Consider the following 17,142-nt stretch of genomic DNA (forward strand, 5'->3'; position numbering starts at 1 on the left):
TTTATGAAAAAGGGCTTTATATTGTTTTGCGTTTACAACTCCAAATCACAAAAATTTAGTTCAAACTATATTTTTGAAGCTCAACATCTCAAAAAACTCGCTTCTTAAAGATCTCAATCTTTATATCATTTTTGGTGTAACTCTAACCTCTGTGATGGGCGTTTCGAGTATAGCGCCGGCATTCCCTTCAATCGGGCGCTCACTGAATGTATCAACTAACCAGATTGGATTATTAATCACCTTTTTTACGCTTCCGGGTATTATTTTTACGCCCATTTTTGGAATCCTTGCAGACCGTTTTAACCGCAAAGTTATTCTCGTTCCATCCCTGTTCTTGTTTGGTATTGCCGGTACCGCCTGTGCTCTGGCAGACAGTTTTGAACAACTGTTGATGTTCAGGGTATTCCAGGGTATCGGGAGTGCCGCTCTCGGAGTTCTGAATTTAACCCTCATTGGTGATCTGTACCTGGGTAATGATCGCGCTACGGTGATGGGGTACAACGGCTCTGTACTCAGTATCGGAACGGCTCTCTATCCAGCCATTGGTGGGGCGCTTGCCATTATCGGGTGGTCATACCCATTCTATCTCAGCTTGCTTGCTCTGCCGGTCGGTTTGTTTGCACTATTCTTCCTTCGGCAGGAAACAGAAAAGAACGGACTCGAAATTAAATTTTACCTGAAAGAGGTGAAATCGGCTCTTTTTTCAAAAACAGTAATGGCACTGTTTCTCTGTATGTTTTTCACCTTTATCATTCTGTATGGCGGATATATCACCTATTTTACCATTCTGCTTGATGAAAAATTCGCAAAAAGCTCGTTTGCAATCGGTGCCATTCTTTCTGGTTCATCTCTGGTAACAGCAATCACATCTGCGCAGCTTGGCAGGCTTACGGCTCGTTTCAATGAACAAACACTGATTAAAGCTGCCGCTGTACTTTATACTCTGATATTTGCCATGATACCATTTGTTGACAATCTCTGGTTTTTTGCAATACCGATTTCACTGTTTGGCGTTGCACAGGGGATGAATATTCCAAGTATCATGAACCTTTTGACCGGTTACGCTCCCAAGGAGTTTCGGGCTGCTTTTCTCTCCGCAAACTGGATGGTGATGAGACTGGGACAGGCTATTGGCCCTTACGTTCTGGGGTTGGTTTATCTTTATGTAAGCCTGGAAGGCACATTCTATTTTGCGGCTCTCACGGGTATCCTCTTCATTATCACGAGTTTTACTTTTTTGCGCGGGGAGATTCCTTCCGCAGATGCTCAATCAACTATAGCCAGCTGAGTCGATCTTCATTATCAACTCCGCTTTCTATGTACTGCTCGAAAATTTCACTCAGGTTTGAATCTTTTTCGAGTTCGCGACGGCTCTCCGAATCGAGGTAGGCCAGAATTTTTCCCTTGTGAAGGATAGCGATATCATCGCACAGATTTTCCACCACCTCAAGAATGTGGCTTGTAATAAAAATAGTGGTTCCCTTCCCTTTGAGCCTTCGAATCACATTTTTCATCCGACCGATCGATATTACATCCACACTCTCGAACGGTTCATCCAAAAAAAGCAACTTGGGATCTGTAAGAATAGCAGCACAAAAAGCCAGTTTTTTCCGGCTGCCCGATGAAAGCTGCTTCGTCTTCACCTGGGCAAACTCTTCGATTTCAAAATATTCCATCAGGGAGCTGATTCTTTCATCCAGATCGTGATTGGACACTTTATACATGTCGCAAACATAAGAGATGAACTCGTAAGAGGTAAAATTTTCAAATAGTAGCGGAGGCTGCAGAACAGAGGCTACTCTTTTTTTAATTTCAACTTCGTTTTCAGCCGAGTAAGGCATACCGTCAATCTCCACAAAACCCTGATCATAAGAGAGTAATCCTGTCAAAATACCGATCAATGTACTTTTACCGGCACCATTCGGCCCTATTAATCCAAATATATTCCCGGTTGGCACTTCAAGGTTCAGTTCCTTCAGAACGGGTTCTTTATCGTACGCTTTTGTAAGATTCTGTATGACTAAAGCTCGTTCCATAGTTTCGGTATCACTTTAGTTTGAAAAGGTTCAGGCATAGAGTTTATTTTTCGAATGAGTGTAATTCCAAGTATCAGGTCGATGGCAAACAAGGCTACGATATGGAACCAAACATATTCTTCAAAGACAAAAAATGTAAAAAGGCCTAATATCATCACGATGAACATTGCAGTGAACGACATTGAAATGGGTAATACAGGATTCGAAACCGACATGACACTCACCTCTTCTATCTTTTTATAATTCTCGATGCAACTCGTCATGATATAGTGCAGAAACACGAGACAAATGGTAAGAATACCAAGGTGTACCTGTATCATTGTGGGGACGGATTCGATAAATATCGGAACCAGGATAAATACAATACTTGATCCGGCAAGGCTCACCAGTATTGCAGCCATAATCCGTTGGGTTACAATTGTTTTTTTCTTGACCGGCATTTGAAGCGACAGCAGCAGTTCCCGGTTTTCAAATCCAAACATGTTGGTAAGCATCACCATCAAATAGATGATAGGAATAAGTGTAAGCAATACCCCGATGATATAAGTAGTATTTCCTAACAATACGACATAGGGAACTACAAAAATGTAGGTGATTAAAAGTTGAATTTTACTATATCGATGATTCCATACGGAGTAGAAATATTTCCCGCCTTCTTTTCCCAGTAATTTCATAAAGCGTGACAAACCCCTGTTATTTTCAACCTCAGAGGTAGACTTTGGCGGGGAGAGAAGTGATGTCTTTGTTTTTAGATGGATATCCCTGTTTAAAAGTACGGCCAGAAGTAACAAAAATCCGGTTACTATTGCTTGTTCAACGGTACCTGTGAGAGACGACCCTATATAGTAAAATATATATCCCGGCAGAAAGTAGAGCCAGTCCGTTAAAGCTTGTGCAGCCACCTGTGGAGAACTCAAGTATGGCTGATGATCAACACTTGAAGCAAGTAAAAGAGCAAAAATTACAAGAATCAATGTTATTCCGCTGACGTATTTAAATCGGTCTGCCGCAAACATTCGGAACCGCCACTTAATCGACGTAATTAACCCGTAGTTCACTAAAATCAACAGCAATACAATAAGATATTGAATGGCTGTTTGTGCCATGAACCCCAAATAGATCAACCAAAAAACCTGGAAAATCAGGTTCAGCGGGTGTAAAAATCCGGCAAGGTTCAGGTAGTTTGTCAGCTTTTTAACCGGCATACCAAACGATAGAAGTTTACGGTTTTCGTTGATTCGAAGACGGCTGATTTTTGTAAAGAAAACCTGGGTAAACCAAAAGATGTTGACAAAAAGCAGATTACCAAACAGGTGAACTTCCTCTGTAAGCCACGGATAGAGGCTTTGAAAATGTTCAATATCAGATGTGAAAAGAAGAACGAGGATGACTCCGAAAAACTGTCCGGTTGCAATAATAATAAAAGCAGAATAGAATAATATTGCCGCTACTTCCACTCCTTGCAGGGAGCGCCACCACAACTTAAGATTTAGAGTGGAAAAAAGTTTTAACATCGATTTGTATAACCTGTCTTGTATTCCATATACACTTCAGATGACTTCATTTTCAAACCTTCAAGGAATACTCTAATCCAATTTATGAAACTACGAGACTGAGATGACAATTCCAGTCCTCAAAACCGAAAACCTGCCATCAACGAAAGATACCCAAGTCTTTCATTTCCACTAAAGTTCCCTTTAAAAATCGGAGATATGCTCACGCCGTATCTAACCTGGAGTGAAATGCTCGTGCTTTGAATCAAAAAATCTGAACCAACTCCTGCCATTAAGCCTATATCAACGGCTTTTGTATTCTCGTTCAGATCAATACGGTCACCATCGTTTTGGAGAACTTCTGCATTTGCCCGAAATGCACTATAAATTCCACCGACAATTTTTGGTTTAATCATCGGTGTTACATCGTAATGAAGCCTTACCAAAACCGGAACCTCCACGTAATCAAGCAAAACGGTTTCTCCATCAAACCTATTTGCCGATGGATTCAAAAAGCCTTTCTGAGTATAAAAAATTCCGGTTTCTATGCCGGTTTTTATCGAGTAGGGTAAAACAAAAGGAAATGTTATTCCGGCCGATATACCCATCAAAAAATCCTGTCTCGACCCGGCCGTATAATCTCCCCCCAATTTGTTTGCGATTCCTATTCCCCCCGTAATTCCAATTCTAACCGAAACAGGTTCCCGTTGCACGACCGGTTCAGGTTCTTCATCCTCCAATTCAGTTGGCGGGTCAGTTTCTTCGGATTCCGGTTGTTCTTCTGCTATCGGCTCCGGGGGTGTTTCTTCGATCACCGACCATTCGTAGGGTTCAGATTCGAGTGTAACAGCCTCTACATCAGCCTGCGATGCGTATTCGAGATTCACAAGCAGATCACGCATATTTTGATCCGGGTAAGTTTCAGCTGTGAAAAACAGATTCTCTGCACTCGTTATCTCAACTCCAATGCCACCATTCAGTTGGATTAGCTCAAGCCCGATGATCTCCTCATTCATCTCCGGCATCTCTGCTTCCGCTGCATTAAGTCCGGGTGAAAAAAGCTGCATCTGAACCCGATTGATCTCCGGCTGTATGAGATCGTATGAATCAACCATCTCGGTCAGATGGTATCGAAGAACATATCCGTTACCATCTCCCCTTTCTGTAATAGATATTCGTTCGAGCTGTGATTGTGCTGCGATCGAACAAATTCCCAAAATTCCCCAAATAAAGCCCAGTAAAAAAAATTGTTTGAAATTGAGCATAGCGTTCCATGTCTGGTAAATAACTTTCTGTATTGAACGCAGAATAATTGAGAAACTCAACAGCTATTTCAGATTCAGGAATCATTTAAAATCTCACTTAGAAATTTGCCCGTGTGGCTGTCTTTGTTTGCGGCAATATCTTCAGGTGTTCCGCTCGCAACGATTTGACCGCCTCCAAACCCTCCTTCCGGTCCAATATCAATAATCCAGTCGGCCGATTTAATTACATCCAGGTTGTGCTCGATAATAATCACCGAGTGGCCGTTATCAACCAGGTTGTTGAAAGACTTCAGAAGCTTCGAAATATCCTCGAAATGGAGACCAGTGGTTGGTTCGTCAAAGAAGTAGAGCGTTTCATCTGTGTTCGTTTTCGAGAGGAATTTCGCCAGTTTTACACGCTGAGCTTCACCACCTGAAAGAGTTGTTGCACTCTGGCCGAGATTCAAATATCCAAGCCCTACATCTTCCATTGGCTGTAATTTGTTTACGATGCTGGATTCATCCACAAAAAACTCAATGGCATCACTAATGTTCATCTCCAGCACATCGTGAATATTTTTACCGCGATATTTCACATGCAGAATATCTTTCCGATATCGCGTTCCGCCGCACTCCTCGCATTGTAATTCGATATCGGCCATAAACTGCATCTCAATTTTTTGCACGCCTTCGCCCTGGCACGCTTCACAACGGCCGCCGGGAACGTTAAAGGAAAAGTGACCGGGTTCATATCCCATAATTTTGGACTGTTTGGTATTTGCAAACAGGTCGCGGATACCGTCAAACGCTTTGGTGTAGGTAGCAGCATTCGAGCGCGTAGACCGGCCAATCGGGCTTTGGTCCACCATCTCGACAGCTTCAATGTTTTTAATTCCACTTACACCCTTATTCCGGCCAATTTTATCTTTCCAGGTTCCCAGTTTATTCTGAATGGTTGCATATAACGTATCATGGACCAACGTCGATTTTCCTGAACCGGATACACCCGTGACACAAACCAATTTTCCGAGTGGAAATTCTGCATCTATGCTTTTCAGGTTGTGTTCCGAAGCACTTTCTACAACCAGGGATTTGCCGTTTCCTTTACGGCGTTTTTTGGGAATCGGGATCTCTTTCTTTCCACTGAGATATTTTCCGGTCAGTGTTTTTGATTTTAACAGTTCATCATATGAGCCGCTAAAAACAACCTCGCCGCCATGAGTACCAGCAAATGGACCGATATCAATAATATTATCTGCAGACTGGATCATTTCAGGATCGTGTTCAACAACAAGTACCGTATTTCCAATATCCCGCAGCGACTGCAAAATGTTGATCAATCGATTGTTATCCCTGGGGTGAAGGCCGATGGTCGGCTCATCCAATACATATAAGCTGCCAATGAGCGAACTTCCCAATGAATTTGCCAGGCTGATTCGCTGTGATTCTCCCCCACTCAGCGTGTTGGTCAGGCGGTCCAGCGTCAGGTAATCCAGTCCAACTTCATCGAGGTATTTGAGGCGTTTTCGGATCTCATACAAAATCTGTCCTGCAACTTCTTTTTCAAAATCGGTGAGCTCCATGTTCTCAAAGAATTCACGGGCATGGCCTATTGTCATCTCTGTTACCTGCCCGATGTGCTGACCATTTACCTTCACATAGAGTGCATCTTTCCGAACGCGATACCCTTCACATTCCGGACATCGGCTGTACCCGCGATACCTGGAATAGAGAACCCGCATGTGCACTTTATAAAACTGACTTTTCACATCTTCAAAAAATCCATAGATCCCTGCATAATTGTCCTTGCCGTGCCACAGTACACGCTTGGCATCTTTATCCAGATCTTTGTATGGAGTATCAATTGGGATTTTATCCCGGGCGGCTACTTTGATGAAGTCACGTAAATACTTTCCAAATTTCTGAGAATCGAAAGGCGCCACGGCTCCGCCCCGAATCGTTTTATCGGGATCGGGAATAACCAGGTCTTCATCAATACCAGACACCTTTCCAAAACCTTCACACTCATCGCAAGCTCCAAACGGATTGTTGAATGAAAACATCTGCGGTGACGGTTCCAAAAATTCCATGCCGTCCCGCTCAAATCGTTCACTGAATTTATACTCTTTTCCATTTCTGACCTTGATGGAGCAGCGGTCGTTCCCTTCACGAAATGCTGTCTCGATCGACTCCGCTATTCGGCTGCGGGTTGCATCATCCTTTTTGATAGCCAGGCGATCTACCAGCACCCGGTATGTTTCCGGTTCGATGCTTTCCGGATCATAATCATCTCGAGTCAGGTCAATCATCGATTCATCCTCGATATGGAGGAGTCGGGTCAACCCTTTTTCCTTTAAAACAGTTAATTGCTCTTCCGGTTTTCGCCCCTCTCGCAGTTCAAAGGGAAAGAGTACATAGAATTTCGTTTTCTCATCCAACTCTTCAAATAACTCATTGATGATGGTTTTGGGCGTATCTTTAAACACCTCCTTTCCGGACTTTGGAGAGATCGTTTTCCCAATCCTTGCGAACAGCAGACGAACGTAATCATAAATCTCTGTAGTCGTACCAACTGTAGATCTCGGGTTGCTGCTGGTGGTTTTCTGCTGAATCGCCATCGCGGGAGAGATTCCCTGCATGAAATCCACATCCGGCTTGTCCATCCGCTCGAGGAATTGACGGGCATAACTTGAAAGGCTCTCAACGTATCGACGTTGTCCCTCGGCATAGATCGTATCGAACGCTAAACTCGATTTTCCCGAGCCAGACACACCCGTAACCACCGTGAGTTTATTACGAGGGATCTCAACATCAATATTCTTGAGATTATGAACACGGGCACCTTTTACAACGATGGGGCGGTCGGAGGTTGGTGAACCGTTTTGCGAGATTTTTTGCTGGGCGGAGGAGTCGGTTTCTGGCATCAGTCAGGTTCAATTCAAAACTTTAAAAATACAAAAATTGTGAATGAAAATCGCTTTTTTTCCACTCTGTTGATCTGAAAGAACATGATGGAGGAATGATACGTTCTGCTGGCGAAGAACATGATCACGAGGCTTCAGGAAGCAGACCAAATCCTCACAGAGTTCGGATGTCTAACTCAAACCGAGAGTGATCCAAGTTCTCTGAATCTGGCATAAGTTGCTGGATCGAAAGGACTTACAGAAATTATATGATCGTAACGAATAGCAACAGAAAAATCAGAAATTTTAACATCAAATTCTTCAGGATACCGAATAATTTGCCTGTAGATATGACCGTAGAATGTAGTAAGCTGCAATGTCAATTCGTCCGGTTTACGGTATCCGCTAAAAAATGGAGTTAATAAAATAGAGCGGATTTCATCGTTAACTCGAAAATACGTGTCAGTGACCCTTCCTGCATAAACTTTTCCATTATCAAGTGTAATGAGAATATATTTTTCATCCAGGTATGCATTTAGAATAGTTATTTCAAACGCATCATCGTCCTGCTTTATAACACGTTTTTTCATCTCATCTTTATCTAATACATAGTTTACAATGGTAACAGCAAATCCAATAAGAATTAAAGAGATAATGGCGGGAAGTAACTCAGGATAACCTAAAAAATCATGAAGAAAGTGAATCCATTCAGGTATAGCAGGATTTGCATCTTCATCCAAAATGGCAGCTCTCCAAAAAAGAAAAGAAACACCATAAAAAAAGAGCCCCACAACCGAAGATTGAATAAAATCACATACCCATTATCCCGAATAGATCTGAATCTAGTTAAATAGCTATACTTTACAAATAAAAATCCACCTAGGACAGGTATAAGAATAGTATTTACAGAAAGCATCAGATTTTAGTAACAGAAGAGGAGCCTTTTTCTTCTTGATTTATTTCCTTTTCAAAGAATTTCTCAAAGGTTTTATTAAGTTCTTCAAGCTCTTTTTTGTTTTCTTCCAAGGAATAATACTTGTCGATATCCATGCGGAGACCACCATAAGCGGATCCTTCGATATGATAAGAAGGTTTATTTTTCCAAAAGCGAAGATAAGTTTTAATTTTCTTCCACATGGCTGCTCTTTTTTTCTTGATTCAATATAGTTTACATCACTTAGTAACGCAATTTGGGTTTTTTATGTTTCTATGGCTCACTCTTTTGTGAACAATATCTAAGTATTTAAGTTTTTGACACAAGCATTCAGGATTATGACTAAATTACAATATCAAAATTTTTCTAAAATTCGAAGATCAAACTAGATTCGGCATAAGCTAACCGTCGCTTCATAATCTACTAGTACTTCATTCTATTCAGACTCTGGCATGTTCCTTCTGTATTTGATCTTAAACATCTCACAAAAAAAAGAGAGAACATCCTTCTACAGATACTCTCACAGCTTTATGAAAAAGTGAAACTAACAATTCACTCATTTCATTTTTTTATTCTGCACGACTGGCGCCCATTTACAATTAATCTTTTTTTGTATTTATCTATATTTGATAGTCCAACTATCAATCCTTCATCGATTCCTTATCGAACTGTTCAATAATATCCATCGAAGATTTTCACGAATTATTGTTCCATCAATCAATTCCGATTTCATTCAAACCCGTTAAATTAATACATGGTTGTAATTCCCCAAATACCGGCTTAAAATAAAACAGCTTACAATCAGTTTAACCAGTAGTCCCAAATGCAAAGAGCAACATTTCATTAATACAAGAATTAATTTTTTTCTACAGATTGGAAGACATCCTGATATGAATACAAAGCTGACGATTTCTGAAGGATGGTTTCTAAGATCGCTCTTGCTGATTTTTGTGATATCCCTGTGTTCGGCAACGCTTACCTTTGCACAAACTGAAGATTCAACAGAAACAGAACGGCAGGAGCTTCAAGAGGAAGAAACACTTGAAAGCACACCTAATGAAAGTGAAACTCCCTATCGCATGGACTTACTGGAATCGGATATCAATCGTTACCAGCTTCGCGATTATGGAAGTACAAACCGTTTTTACAGGCAATTGGAATATATGAAACCCGAAGAGTTTCTGATGCGTGGTGAGGAAGGATACCAACGTTATGGAGAGGAATGGGAAAGGAAAATTAACGAGGATCTTTTAGCAATTATCCGAGCCACATTTAAAGAGGATAGTGAAATTATGAAACTCTGGAAAAGTATCGCTCCGTTCCTGTCATTTGGTATTTGGGAACCGTACGAAGTTCCGATTACAAGGGTTGATTATCCAAGCAAAGTACCTGTAGAAACTGTTGAAGAACAGTAAATATCATTTCTCATTATGATCTTAATCGTTGATAGTGCAAACGCCCTCTCTCTGCCGCGTCCGGGTCACGAGTGAAACAATTGTTCCATTCCGTCTTCCATCTCCCAAAAAGTTTTAAAAATTTACCAACGATTTTGCATATTGTCTCAGACCAAAACTAAATGCATACTATCATGAGTAATACTATCTCGCGTAAAGACTTTCTCGTTCGGGCCGGATCTGCACTTGCCGTTTCAGCTATTGGGTTTCCATCCATTATCCTTCCTCAGAATAATGAAAAACTGGGTGTGGCCCTGGTTGGATTAGGATATTACAGTACAAACATATTGGCACCCGGCCTGCAACAAACTGAACATTGTGAACTTCGTGGAATTGTAACCGGTTCACCCGAAAAAATTCCCGTTTGGCAAGAGAAGTATGGCATTCCTGATGCAAGTGTTTACAACTACGAAACGATGCATGAAATTGCCAATAACGATGATATTGATGTGGTCTACATTGTACTTCCTAACAACATGCATGCTGAATATTCCATCATCGGAGCTAATGCAGGAAAGCATGTATGGTGTGAAAAACCAATGGCCATGAATGTTGAGGAGTGCCGGGCGATGATCGATGCCACCGAGAAGAATGGCGTTCAGCTTACCATTGGGTATCGTATGCAGCATGAACCAAATACGCAAACAATAATTAAATATGGTGAGGAAGAGACTTACGGACGAATTACTGCAATACGGTCCGGTGGCGGATTTCGAGCGAATCACGAGCCGGATAACTGGCGTGCCGTAAAAGAGATGGGAGGAGGAGCTCTGTATGACATGGGAGTTTATCCAATCAATGCAGCCCGGTATTCGTCCGGAATGGAGCCGGTTGCAGTACGAGCAAAACAGTGGTCTGTTAGGGAAGATATTTACAGCGACTGTGATGAATACACCGACTTCGACCTTGAATTTCCCAATGGACTGACTATGGAAGGCAAATGCAGTTTTGGCAATGGAATGAACTATCTCGATATCGACTGTTCGGATGGCTGGTATCGGCTGCGACCTTTTCTTTCCTACAGCGGAGTAAGAGGTGCTACAAGCGACGGAACTATTTTAGCACCTGATCCCGGTCATCAGCAAGCCCGCCAGATGGACAATGATGCGCTTGCAATAAAAAATGGCACTAATCCTACCGCACCCGGTGAAGAGGGCCTCAGGGATGTTCGAATTGTGCAAGCCATCATGGACTCATCCCGGTTGGATGGCCAGTGGATGCAGTTGTAAGAAATGAAGACATGGTATTTTTCGTGCTAATTCAAAGCTTTGAAAAATTTCAAAGTTTAATGTTAAAAAGAAAAAATACCATGTCTCTTTTAAATCAGATCACTCGCCGTCGTAAACAATTTCTCCGTTGATAATCACACCTTCAATGTGAGTTACATACTCAAAGGGATCGCCGTCATACAAAACAATATCGGCATCTTTTCCTTCTTCGATGGAACCTACCCGATCATCAATTCCAAGGATTTCAGCGGCTCCTAATGTGAGGGCATGAAGAGCACTTTCAAAACCCAGTTCATTGGCGGCAGCAATCGCGGCTTCAAACCGAGCCACTCTTGTTTTAGGTACATAACTTTCATACCCACTCTGAAATGCAAATGGAATTCCTGCCTCTTTCATTTTTGCGGGGGTTTCCATGTCGACATTTTTACGTTCACCAGAGGGACGAGTCATCAGTGGATGAATGACAACAGGTATATCCGCTTCTTTAATTTCATCCAACACGACATATGCTTCGGATGCTCCTTCTAATATCATTGGGAAATCGAATTCTCGTTGAATGCGCAACGCTGTCATGATATCGTGGGCTCTGTGAGCTGAAACCAATGCCCTGATCTTTCCATCTAAAAGGTCGGCAAGTGCCTCCATTTTCAGGTTTCTGGATTGGTCCTTACCTGCTGCACGCTTATCGGCATATTCCCGTGCCTCAATCAAATTCTGCCGGAGAACAGCAACCGCTTTGGCACGGGTTCCGGGAGAATCATAATTATTGTCGATACTCGGCCCGAACGTTACAGCTATTGTCGTTGTGGAGTCTACCAGTGATTCCTCAACTGTTTCACCCGACGTTTTAGCAATCATCGTTTGCCCGCTGATTACCGCACCCGGGGCGTGCCCTGTATGGATTGTTGTAATGCCCTCTTCCATCAGGTAGTTCACAAGGAACTCACGGGCGTTAAATGCATCGATTGCACGTAACTCAGGCTGTACGGCATTCGAGGTTTCGAGCTGATCCTGGTCGTGATCCTGGTTATAATACCCGGCCAAACCTACTACAGTTCTCGCATCAATCAAACCGGGGGTAACGACAGCAGCTTCATGACGTTCATAATCACTTGGAATATCTACTTCATCCTCGCTGCCTACTTCTTCGATTACCCCGTTATTTATCAATACAATTCCGTTCTGAATGGCTTCACCGCTGACCGTATAAACAGTCTCACCCTGTACAGCGATCTGTGCATCAGTGGTTGTTAAGAAACCGGAAGCAGCACTCAGAGCCACGGTTATAAGTCCAAACAATACGTTTCTAATCTTCATAATATTCTGATCAAACAATTTCATCATTAATGCCTCTCCCCGTGAATGTGCATATTTGTGGATCGAAAAATCTCATAGCCGCCGGTGGCGTAATCACGATCTTCGGGATTGCTGCGATCATAGACTTTTTCGCCCTCAATCCATGTTTGTTCAACATGTGTATACACACTTAACGGTTCGCCGGAGAGTATGATGAAATCTGCATCTTTACCCTCTTCAAGAGAACCCACTCGATCTTCAATATCCATCATTCGGGCCCCTGCTATGGTAACGGATTCAAGCGCTGCCTTTCGGCTCATTCCGTTTCGAACACCCAGTGCTGCGGATCGAAGTAAAAACCGCGAATCTACAATCGGGTCGTCTGTATGGAAAGCCACATTAACACCGGCATCTTCCAACTCTCTTCCGTTAATATTGATCATATTGATGGCTTCAAGCTTACCACCCGGCGAGTCAATCGCAATAATTGAGGCATGTGCACCTGATTCGGCAATTTCGTCTGCCACTTTATGGGCTTCGCTCACATGCTGAAGGACAAGTCTGTAGCCAAACTCTTCCGCCAGCCGAATGGCTGTGAGAATATCATCATGTCTATGGGTGTGATTGTGTACAATTCGTTTACCTTCCAATACTTCTACGAGTGTTTCCATCCGGAGATCGCGTTCCGGCATTTCAGAAGGATCACCGTCAGCTGCTTCAATTTTTTGTTGATATTCCTGGGCATCAATAAACAACTCCCGAACCATAGCCGCAGATTTTGCCCTCGTACCGGGTGACCCATTTGACCGTAGCGGATTTGTACCATTAGCCATTTTCAGTCCACCGTATACCCCGGTTTCTTCATCTACAACTATCAGCATCTCTTCAATGGTATCGGCCGGTTTAGGTTTCACGTAAACGGTTTGACCACTCATAAGCAGCCCGGAGCCCGGCATTATATTAACACTTGTAATTCCGCCTGAAACTACCTTCCGAAACTCTTTACTCCTTGGATCGATGGTGTCCATGATTCGCACATCCGGATGCAGGGATGAGGAGTAATCACCACCATCACCTTCACCGACATGTGAATGTGTATCAACAAGTCCCGGCATCAGTACTTTGCCTGAAACGTCATGCAGGTCTGCATTTCCGGGGATATCAGTATCGGCATCACCGACAGCTACAATTTCACCATCTTGAACGATAAGAACTCCATTATTTATTGGCTCGCCGGAGATCGGGATGATTGTGGCTCCAGTAAAAGCCTGCGGGGTTGATTGGCTGAATGCCAACAGGCTACCTATAAGAACCATCATCAGTGCGAGCACAAAGCTTTTGAATAACTTCATACTACATTTTTATGTTTTTTTTAGGATTGGGGGGGCACAATTTACAAAAAGTTAAAGCCAGAAAAAGAGAGGGTTTTTGATAATGATGTAGGAAATTGCTGATTTGAAGGCATCGGATGAGTGTCTTAGCCAACAAAACAAATATAGCAAACTACACTCATCCGATGACTGAACGAATTGCCGCTCCATAAAAAAACCCGGTGCGAACTGAATCACGCCGGGTTTAAAACTCAATATTAAATTCCTGCTATTTTACAGCATTCGCAATCTTATCTACATAGTCGAGTTTCTCCCATGTAAATTCATCGCGGCCAAAGTGACCATAAGCTGCTGTTTTTCTGAAACCGGGAGTTTTCAGTTTCAATCGTGAAATAATTCCGGCGGGAGTCAAATCAAATACTTTCGATACGGCATCAGCCAACTCAACATCACTTACCTTTCCGGTTCCGTATGTACTAACATTTACAGAAACTGGTTCAGCTACCCCGATCGCATAGGCTAACTGAACGAGGCATTCATCAGCCAGATCAGCTGCTAGGATGTTTTTTGCAATATGTCTTGCGGCATACGCTGCGCTTCTGTCAACTTTCGAAGAATCCTTTCCTGAAAATGCACCGCCCCCGTGAGCTCCGCGTCCACCATAGGTATCCACAATAATTTTTCGGCCTGTAAGTCCGGTATCTCCATGCGGCCCGCCGATCACAAAATTGCCGGTTGGGTTGACATGCAAAATTGTTTCATCGTCAATCAAATCCGAAGGAATGACCGAGGAGATCAGGTGCTTTTTGATGTCGTTCTTGATGTGTGATTGTTCAATCCCATCATCATGCTGAGTGGATATAACAATCGTATGGATTCGTTTGGGGTTGCTCTCGTTATCATACTCAACCGTTACCTGGCTTTTACTGTCGGGGCCAAGATAGGGGATCTCACCGCTTACTTTGCGTATATGTGCCAATTTTCTCAACAGGTCATGCGAATACTGGAGAGACATCGGCATATAGGAATCGGTTTCCTTTGTGGCATAACCAAACATCATTCCCTGGTCGCCGGCACCCTGCTCTTTTTCATCACCTTCGTCCACACCCATCGCAATATCTTCACTTTGGTTATGGATCGCTGAGATAACGCCGCATGAGTCTGCGTCAAAACGATAGCTGGCTTTTGTATAGCCAATATCGCGAATTACCTCTCGTGCTGTTTCCTGCACATCTACATATGCATCGGTTCGAACTTCGCCGGAGAGAACAACCAACCCGGTAGTTACAAGTGTTTCAACTGCAACTCGTGAATCGGGATCCTGTTCAAGCATGGCATCCAAAATGGCGTCGGAAATCTGGTCTGATACTTTGTCGGGATGCCCTTCTGATACCGATTCAGAGGTAAACAAATTCTTCATAAAATAGTTTGTTATTAAAAATATTGGTTAGCACTTCAAAGCGGCTTAATGTACAAAAAATCTGATCATCTTTCATTCCCGAAAACCAACTTTTACTTTACAGGTACGCAGTGATCCTCAGAATTTTAGATTTCGAAACAATTTTTCTGTATTGTAGTAATCCATTCTGAACATATTATCCTGCCAAAAACATTTAAATCATGAGAACTTTCATTCTTTCATCTGCACTCGGAATTTTTTTGATGTTGACGATCGCTGCTTCCTGTCAACTGAGTTTCCTGGATAATCAACCCCCGCCCGGTGGATTATCTTCGAAAGATGTTAACACAGCCGAATTACAAAAACCCGGAGTGAGCACACCCCAAAATCTTTTCTCCGATTTTCTCGATATGTGGGAAGAAGTGAGTTCCATGAGCCCAGCAGAAATCGACAGCCTCAGTGAAACAGAACTGCTTTCTTTAAGTGATCCCGTCAGACAAGCGACAGAAAATACCCCCTATTTTTCTGAACAAACATTACAAGATATTGGTGAGCCGCTGCAAGAAATAGCTCTGAATTTCAAAACCATTCCCCAATCTCAACATCAATCCCTGAGCCGAGGAATTGAAAACTCGCTGAATGCAGGAGAGTCAACAACGGGAAAAAGCCCAGAAGAGATACGCGAACTCTTGAAGTTACTCGCTTCTTACGAAAGTTCTGCCTGTGGCGAAATATTTAATCAACAGAATGAATTTATCCTTCTATCCCCCGGTGATTCATTTAATATTGCCAACCAAGTTTGCCCGGCCGGTACAACATTTTTAATTCGAAAGGGAATTCACCCGGGTCAATCTGTTTTAAGTTCAAAGACCGGCAATAAGTGGATCGGATTGGACGGGGCCATTATGGATGGAGAAGATACCGTATACCGTGCATTCAGCGGCTCAATAAACGAAAACCAAATTGCATGGCTCGAGTTACGCAACTACCATCTTCACGGAATTTTTTCAACAAATAACCCTTCTGATATTCTAATCACTCACACCACTTTTCGAGACATTGCCCCCGACTCTTCCGGCCAGGATTACGGCGCACTAAAGTTTGATAACGCTTCAAATATTACCGTGAGCCATTCTCATTTTGAAAACGTAGCCTCCGGTGTTCGATTTCGGTTCAGTTCAGGTCCACTTGGTGTAATCAATAATTCAGCTCTAAATTCAGGACGGAATTTTTTCCAGTGTGATCAGTGCCGGGGAGGGGGCATTCAAATCAATCGAAATTCCATGGAACGAACAGATGCATATGGAATAGCCGTGTTGGAAGACTGGATTAACCTATTCAAATCTCATGGAGACAGTACCAACTGGATTCAGGTAAATCAAAATCGTGCCCGGGGCCATAGTCTCTCGGGAAGCGGCTCATTTATTATGCTTGGAGATGCCGGTGGCAGTTACCAGGAGGCGATTGGTAATATCGGCGTCAATCCGGGGCAGGTTGGAATGGGTGTTGCCGGTGGTGAAAACATTAAAGTTGAAGCCAACGCCATGTATAGCGTTCCGTGGGATTCCAGCAATGTAGCCTACTACTCAGCCCTCTACTCACCCAGTTGCGGAAATCATCAGTTTCCAAATGTTGAGGATGGAGCAGAACCCAATAGAGCCAACTGGATCTGCGGTGATGAATTCAATTGTCATAATCCACCAAGAATGAATTACGCGTGGACGGATGGAAAGTGCGATATCGACCTTGAGGAAATTCGAAACAGTGTACAGGTAGACAGATCCATGGGGCCAGATATCTGGGATGAATGGCTGAATGAATAA

At 42.9% G+C, this 17,142-nt stretch carries 13 protein-coding genes; 4 read left to right on the forward strand and 9 right to left on the reverse strand.

Annotated elements, in window-relative coordinates:
• Positions 1-73: 73 nt before the first annotated feature.
• Positions 74-1,288: an MFS transporter gene (locus tag L6773_RS00550; RefSeq protein ID WP_237851882.1), complete on the forward strand. Its 1,215-nt coding sequence runs from the start codon at positions 74-76 to the stop codon at positions 1,286-1,288.
• Here L6773_RS00550 and L6773_RS00555 read toward each other — a convergent pair.
• The 6 genes from L6773_RS00555 to L6773_RS00580 form a co-directional block, all read right to left on the reverse strand.
• Complete coding sequence (locus L6773_RS00555; RefSeq protein ID WP_237851883.1) at positions 1,275-2,036, reverse strand: ABC transporter ATP-binding protein; 762 nt, start codon at positions 2,034-2,036, stop codon at positions 1,275-1,277. The genes L6773_RS00550 and L6773_RS00555 overlap by 14 nt on opposite strands.
• Positions 2,021-3,550 carry a hypothetical protein gene (locus L6773_RS00560; RefSeq protein WP_237851884.1) on the reverse strand — a complete coding sequence of 510 codons (1,530 nt, stop codon included), beginning with the start codon at positions 3,548-3,550 and terminating at the stop codon, positions 2,021-2,023. The genes L6773_RS00555 and L6773_RS00560 overlap by 16 nt, the downstream gene beginning before the upstream one ends.
• Before the next feature lie 119 nt (positions 3,551-3,669).
• Positions 3,670-4,794, reverse strand: coding sequence for an outer membrane beta-barrel protein (locus L6773_RS00565; RefSeq protein WP_237851885.1), 1,125 nt, complete (start codon positions 4,792-4,794; stop codon positions 3,670-3,672).
• A gap of 74 nt (positions 4,795-4,868) precedes the next feature.
• The gene (gene uvrA, locus L6773_RS00570; RefSeq protein WP_237851886.1) at positions 4,869-7,697 is read right to left on the reverse strand and encodes an excinuclease ABC subunit UvrA; all 2,829 of its coding nucleotides are present in this window, start codon (positions 7,695-7,697) and stop codon (positions 4,869-4,871) included.
• A gap of 176 nt (positions 7,698-7,873) precedes the next feature.
• Positions 7,874-8,467: a hypothetical protein gene (locus L6773_RS00575; RefSeq protein WP_237851887.1), complete on the reverse strand. Its 594-nt coding sequence runs from the start codon at positions 8,465-8,467 to the stop codon at positions 7,874-7,876.
• Between the two features lie 124 nt (positions 8,468-8,591).
• The gene (locus tag L6773_RS00580; protein ID WP_237851888.1) at positions 8,592-8,813 is read right to left on the reverse strand and encodes a hypothetical protein; all 222 of its coding nucleotides are present in this window, start codon (positions 8,811-8,813) and stop codon (positions 8,592-8,594) included.
• 687 nt (positions 8,814-9,500) lie between these two features.
• Here L6773_RS00580 and L6773_RS00585 point away from each other — a divergent pair.
• Together L6773_RS00585 and L6773_RS00590 are read left to right on the forward strand one after the other, a co-directional pair.
• The gene (locus tag L6773_RS00585; RefSeq protein ID WP_237851889.1) at positions 9,501-10,025 is read left to right on the forward strand and encodes a hypothetical protein; all 525 of its coding nucleotides are present in this window, start codon (positions 9,501-9,503) and stop codon (positions 10,023-10,025) included.
• Between the two features lie 173 nt (positions 10,026-10,198).
• The gene (locus L6773_RS00590) at positions 10,199-11,293 is read left to right on the forward strand and encodes a Gfo/Idh/MocA family protein (RefSeq protein ID WP_237851890.1); all 1,095 of its coding nucleotides are present in this window, start codon (positions 10,199-10,201) and stop codon (positions 11,291-11,293) included.
• Positions 11,294-11,392: 99 nt separating this feature from the next.
• On the opposite strand, the gene L6773_RS00595 is transcribed toward L6773_RS00590, so the two are convergent.
• The 3 genes from L6773_RS00595 to metK all read right to left on the reverse strand — a co-directional run bounded on the left by L6773_RS00595 (position 11,393) and on the right by metK (position 15,340).
• The gene (locus L6773_RS00595; RefSeq protein ID WP_237851891.1) at positions 11,393-12,610 is read right to left on the reverse strand and encodes an amidohydrolase family protein; all 1,218 of its coding nucleotides are present in this window, start codon (positions 12,608-12,610) and stop codon (positions 11,393-11,395) included.
• A gap of 26 nt (positions 12,611-12,636) precedes the next feature.
• On the reverse strand, positions 12,637-13,941 hold the full coding sequence (locus L6773_RS00600; protein WP_237851892.1) for an amidohydrolase family protein: 1,305 nt from the start codon (positions 13,939-13,941) through the stop codon (positions 12,637-12,639).
• A gap of 247 nt (positions 13,942-14,188) precedes the next feature.
• Positions 14,189-15,340 carry a methionine adenosyltransferase gene (gene metK / locus L6773_RS00605; RefSeq protein ID WP_237851893.1) on the reverse strand — a complete coding sequence of 384 codons (1,152 nt, stop codon included), beginning with the start codon at positions 15,338-15,340 and terminating at the stop codon, positions 14,189-14,191.
• A gap of 200 nt (positions 15,341-15,540) precedes the next feature.
• Here metK and L6773_RS00610 point away from each other — a divergent pair, with 200 nt between their 5' ends.
• Complete coding sequence (locus L6773_RS00610; RefSeq protein ID WP_237851894.1) at positions 15,541-17,142, forward strand: right-handed parallel beta-helix repeat-containing protein; 1,602 nt, start codon at positions 15,541-15,543, stop codon at positions 17,140-17,142.

The organism is Rhodohalobacter sulfatireducens, assembly GCF_022012475.1.
Classification (GTDB): Bacteria; Bacteroidota; Rhodothermia; order Balneolales; family Balneolaceae; genus Rhodohalobacter; species Rhodohalobacter sulfatireducens.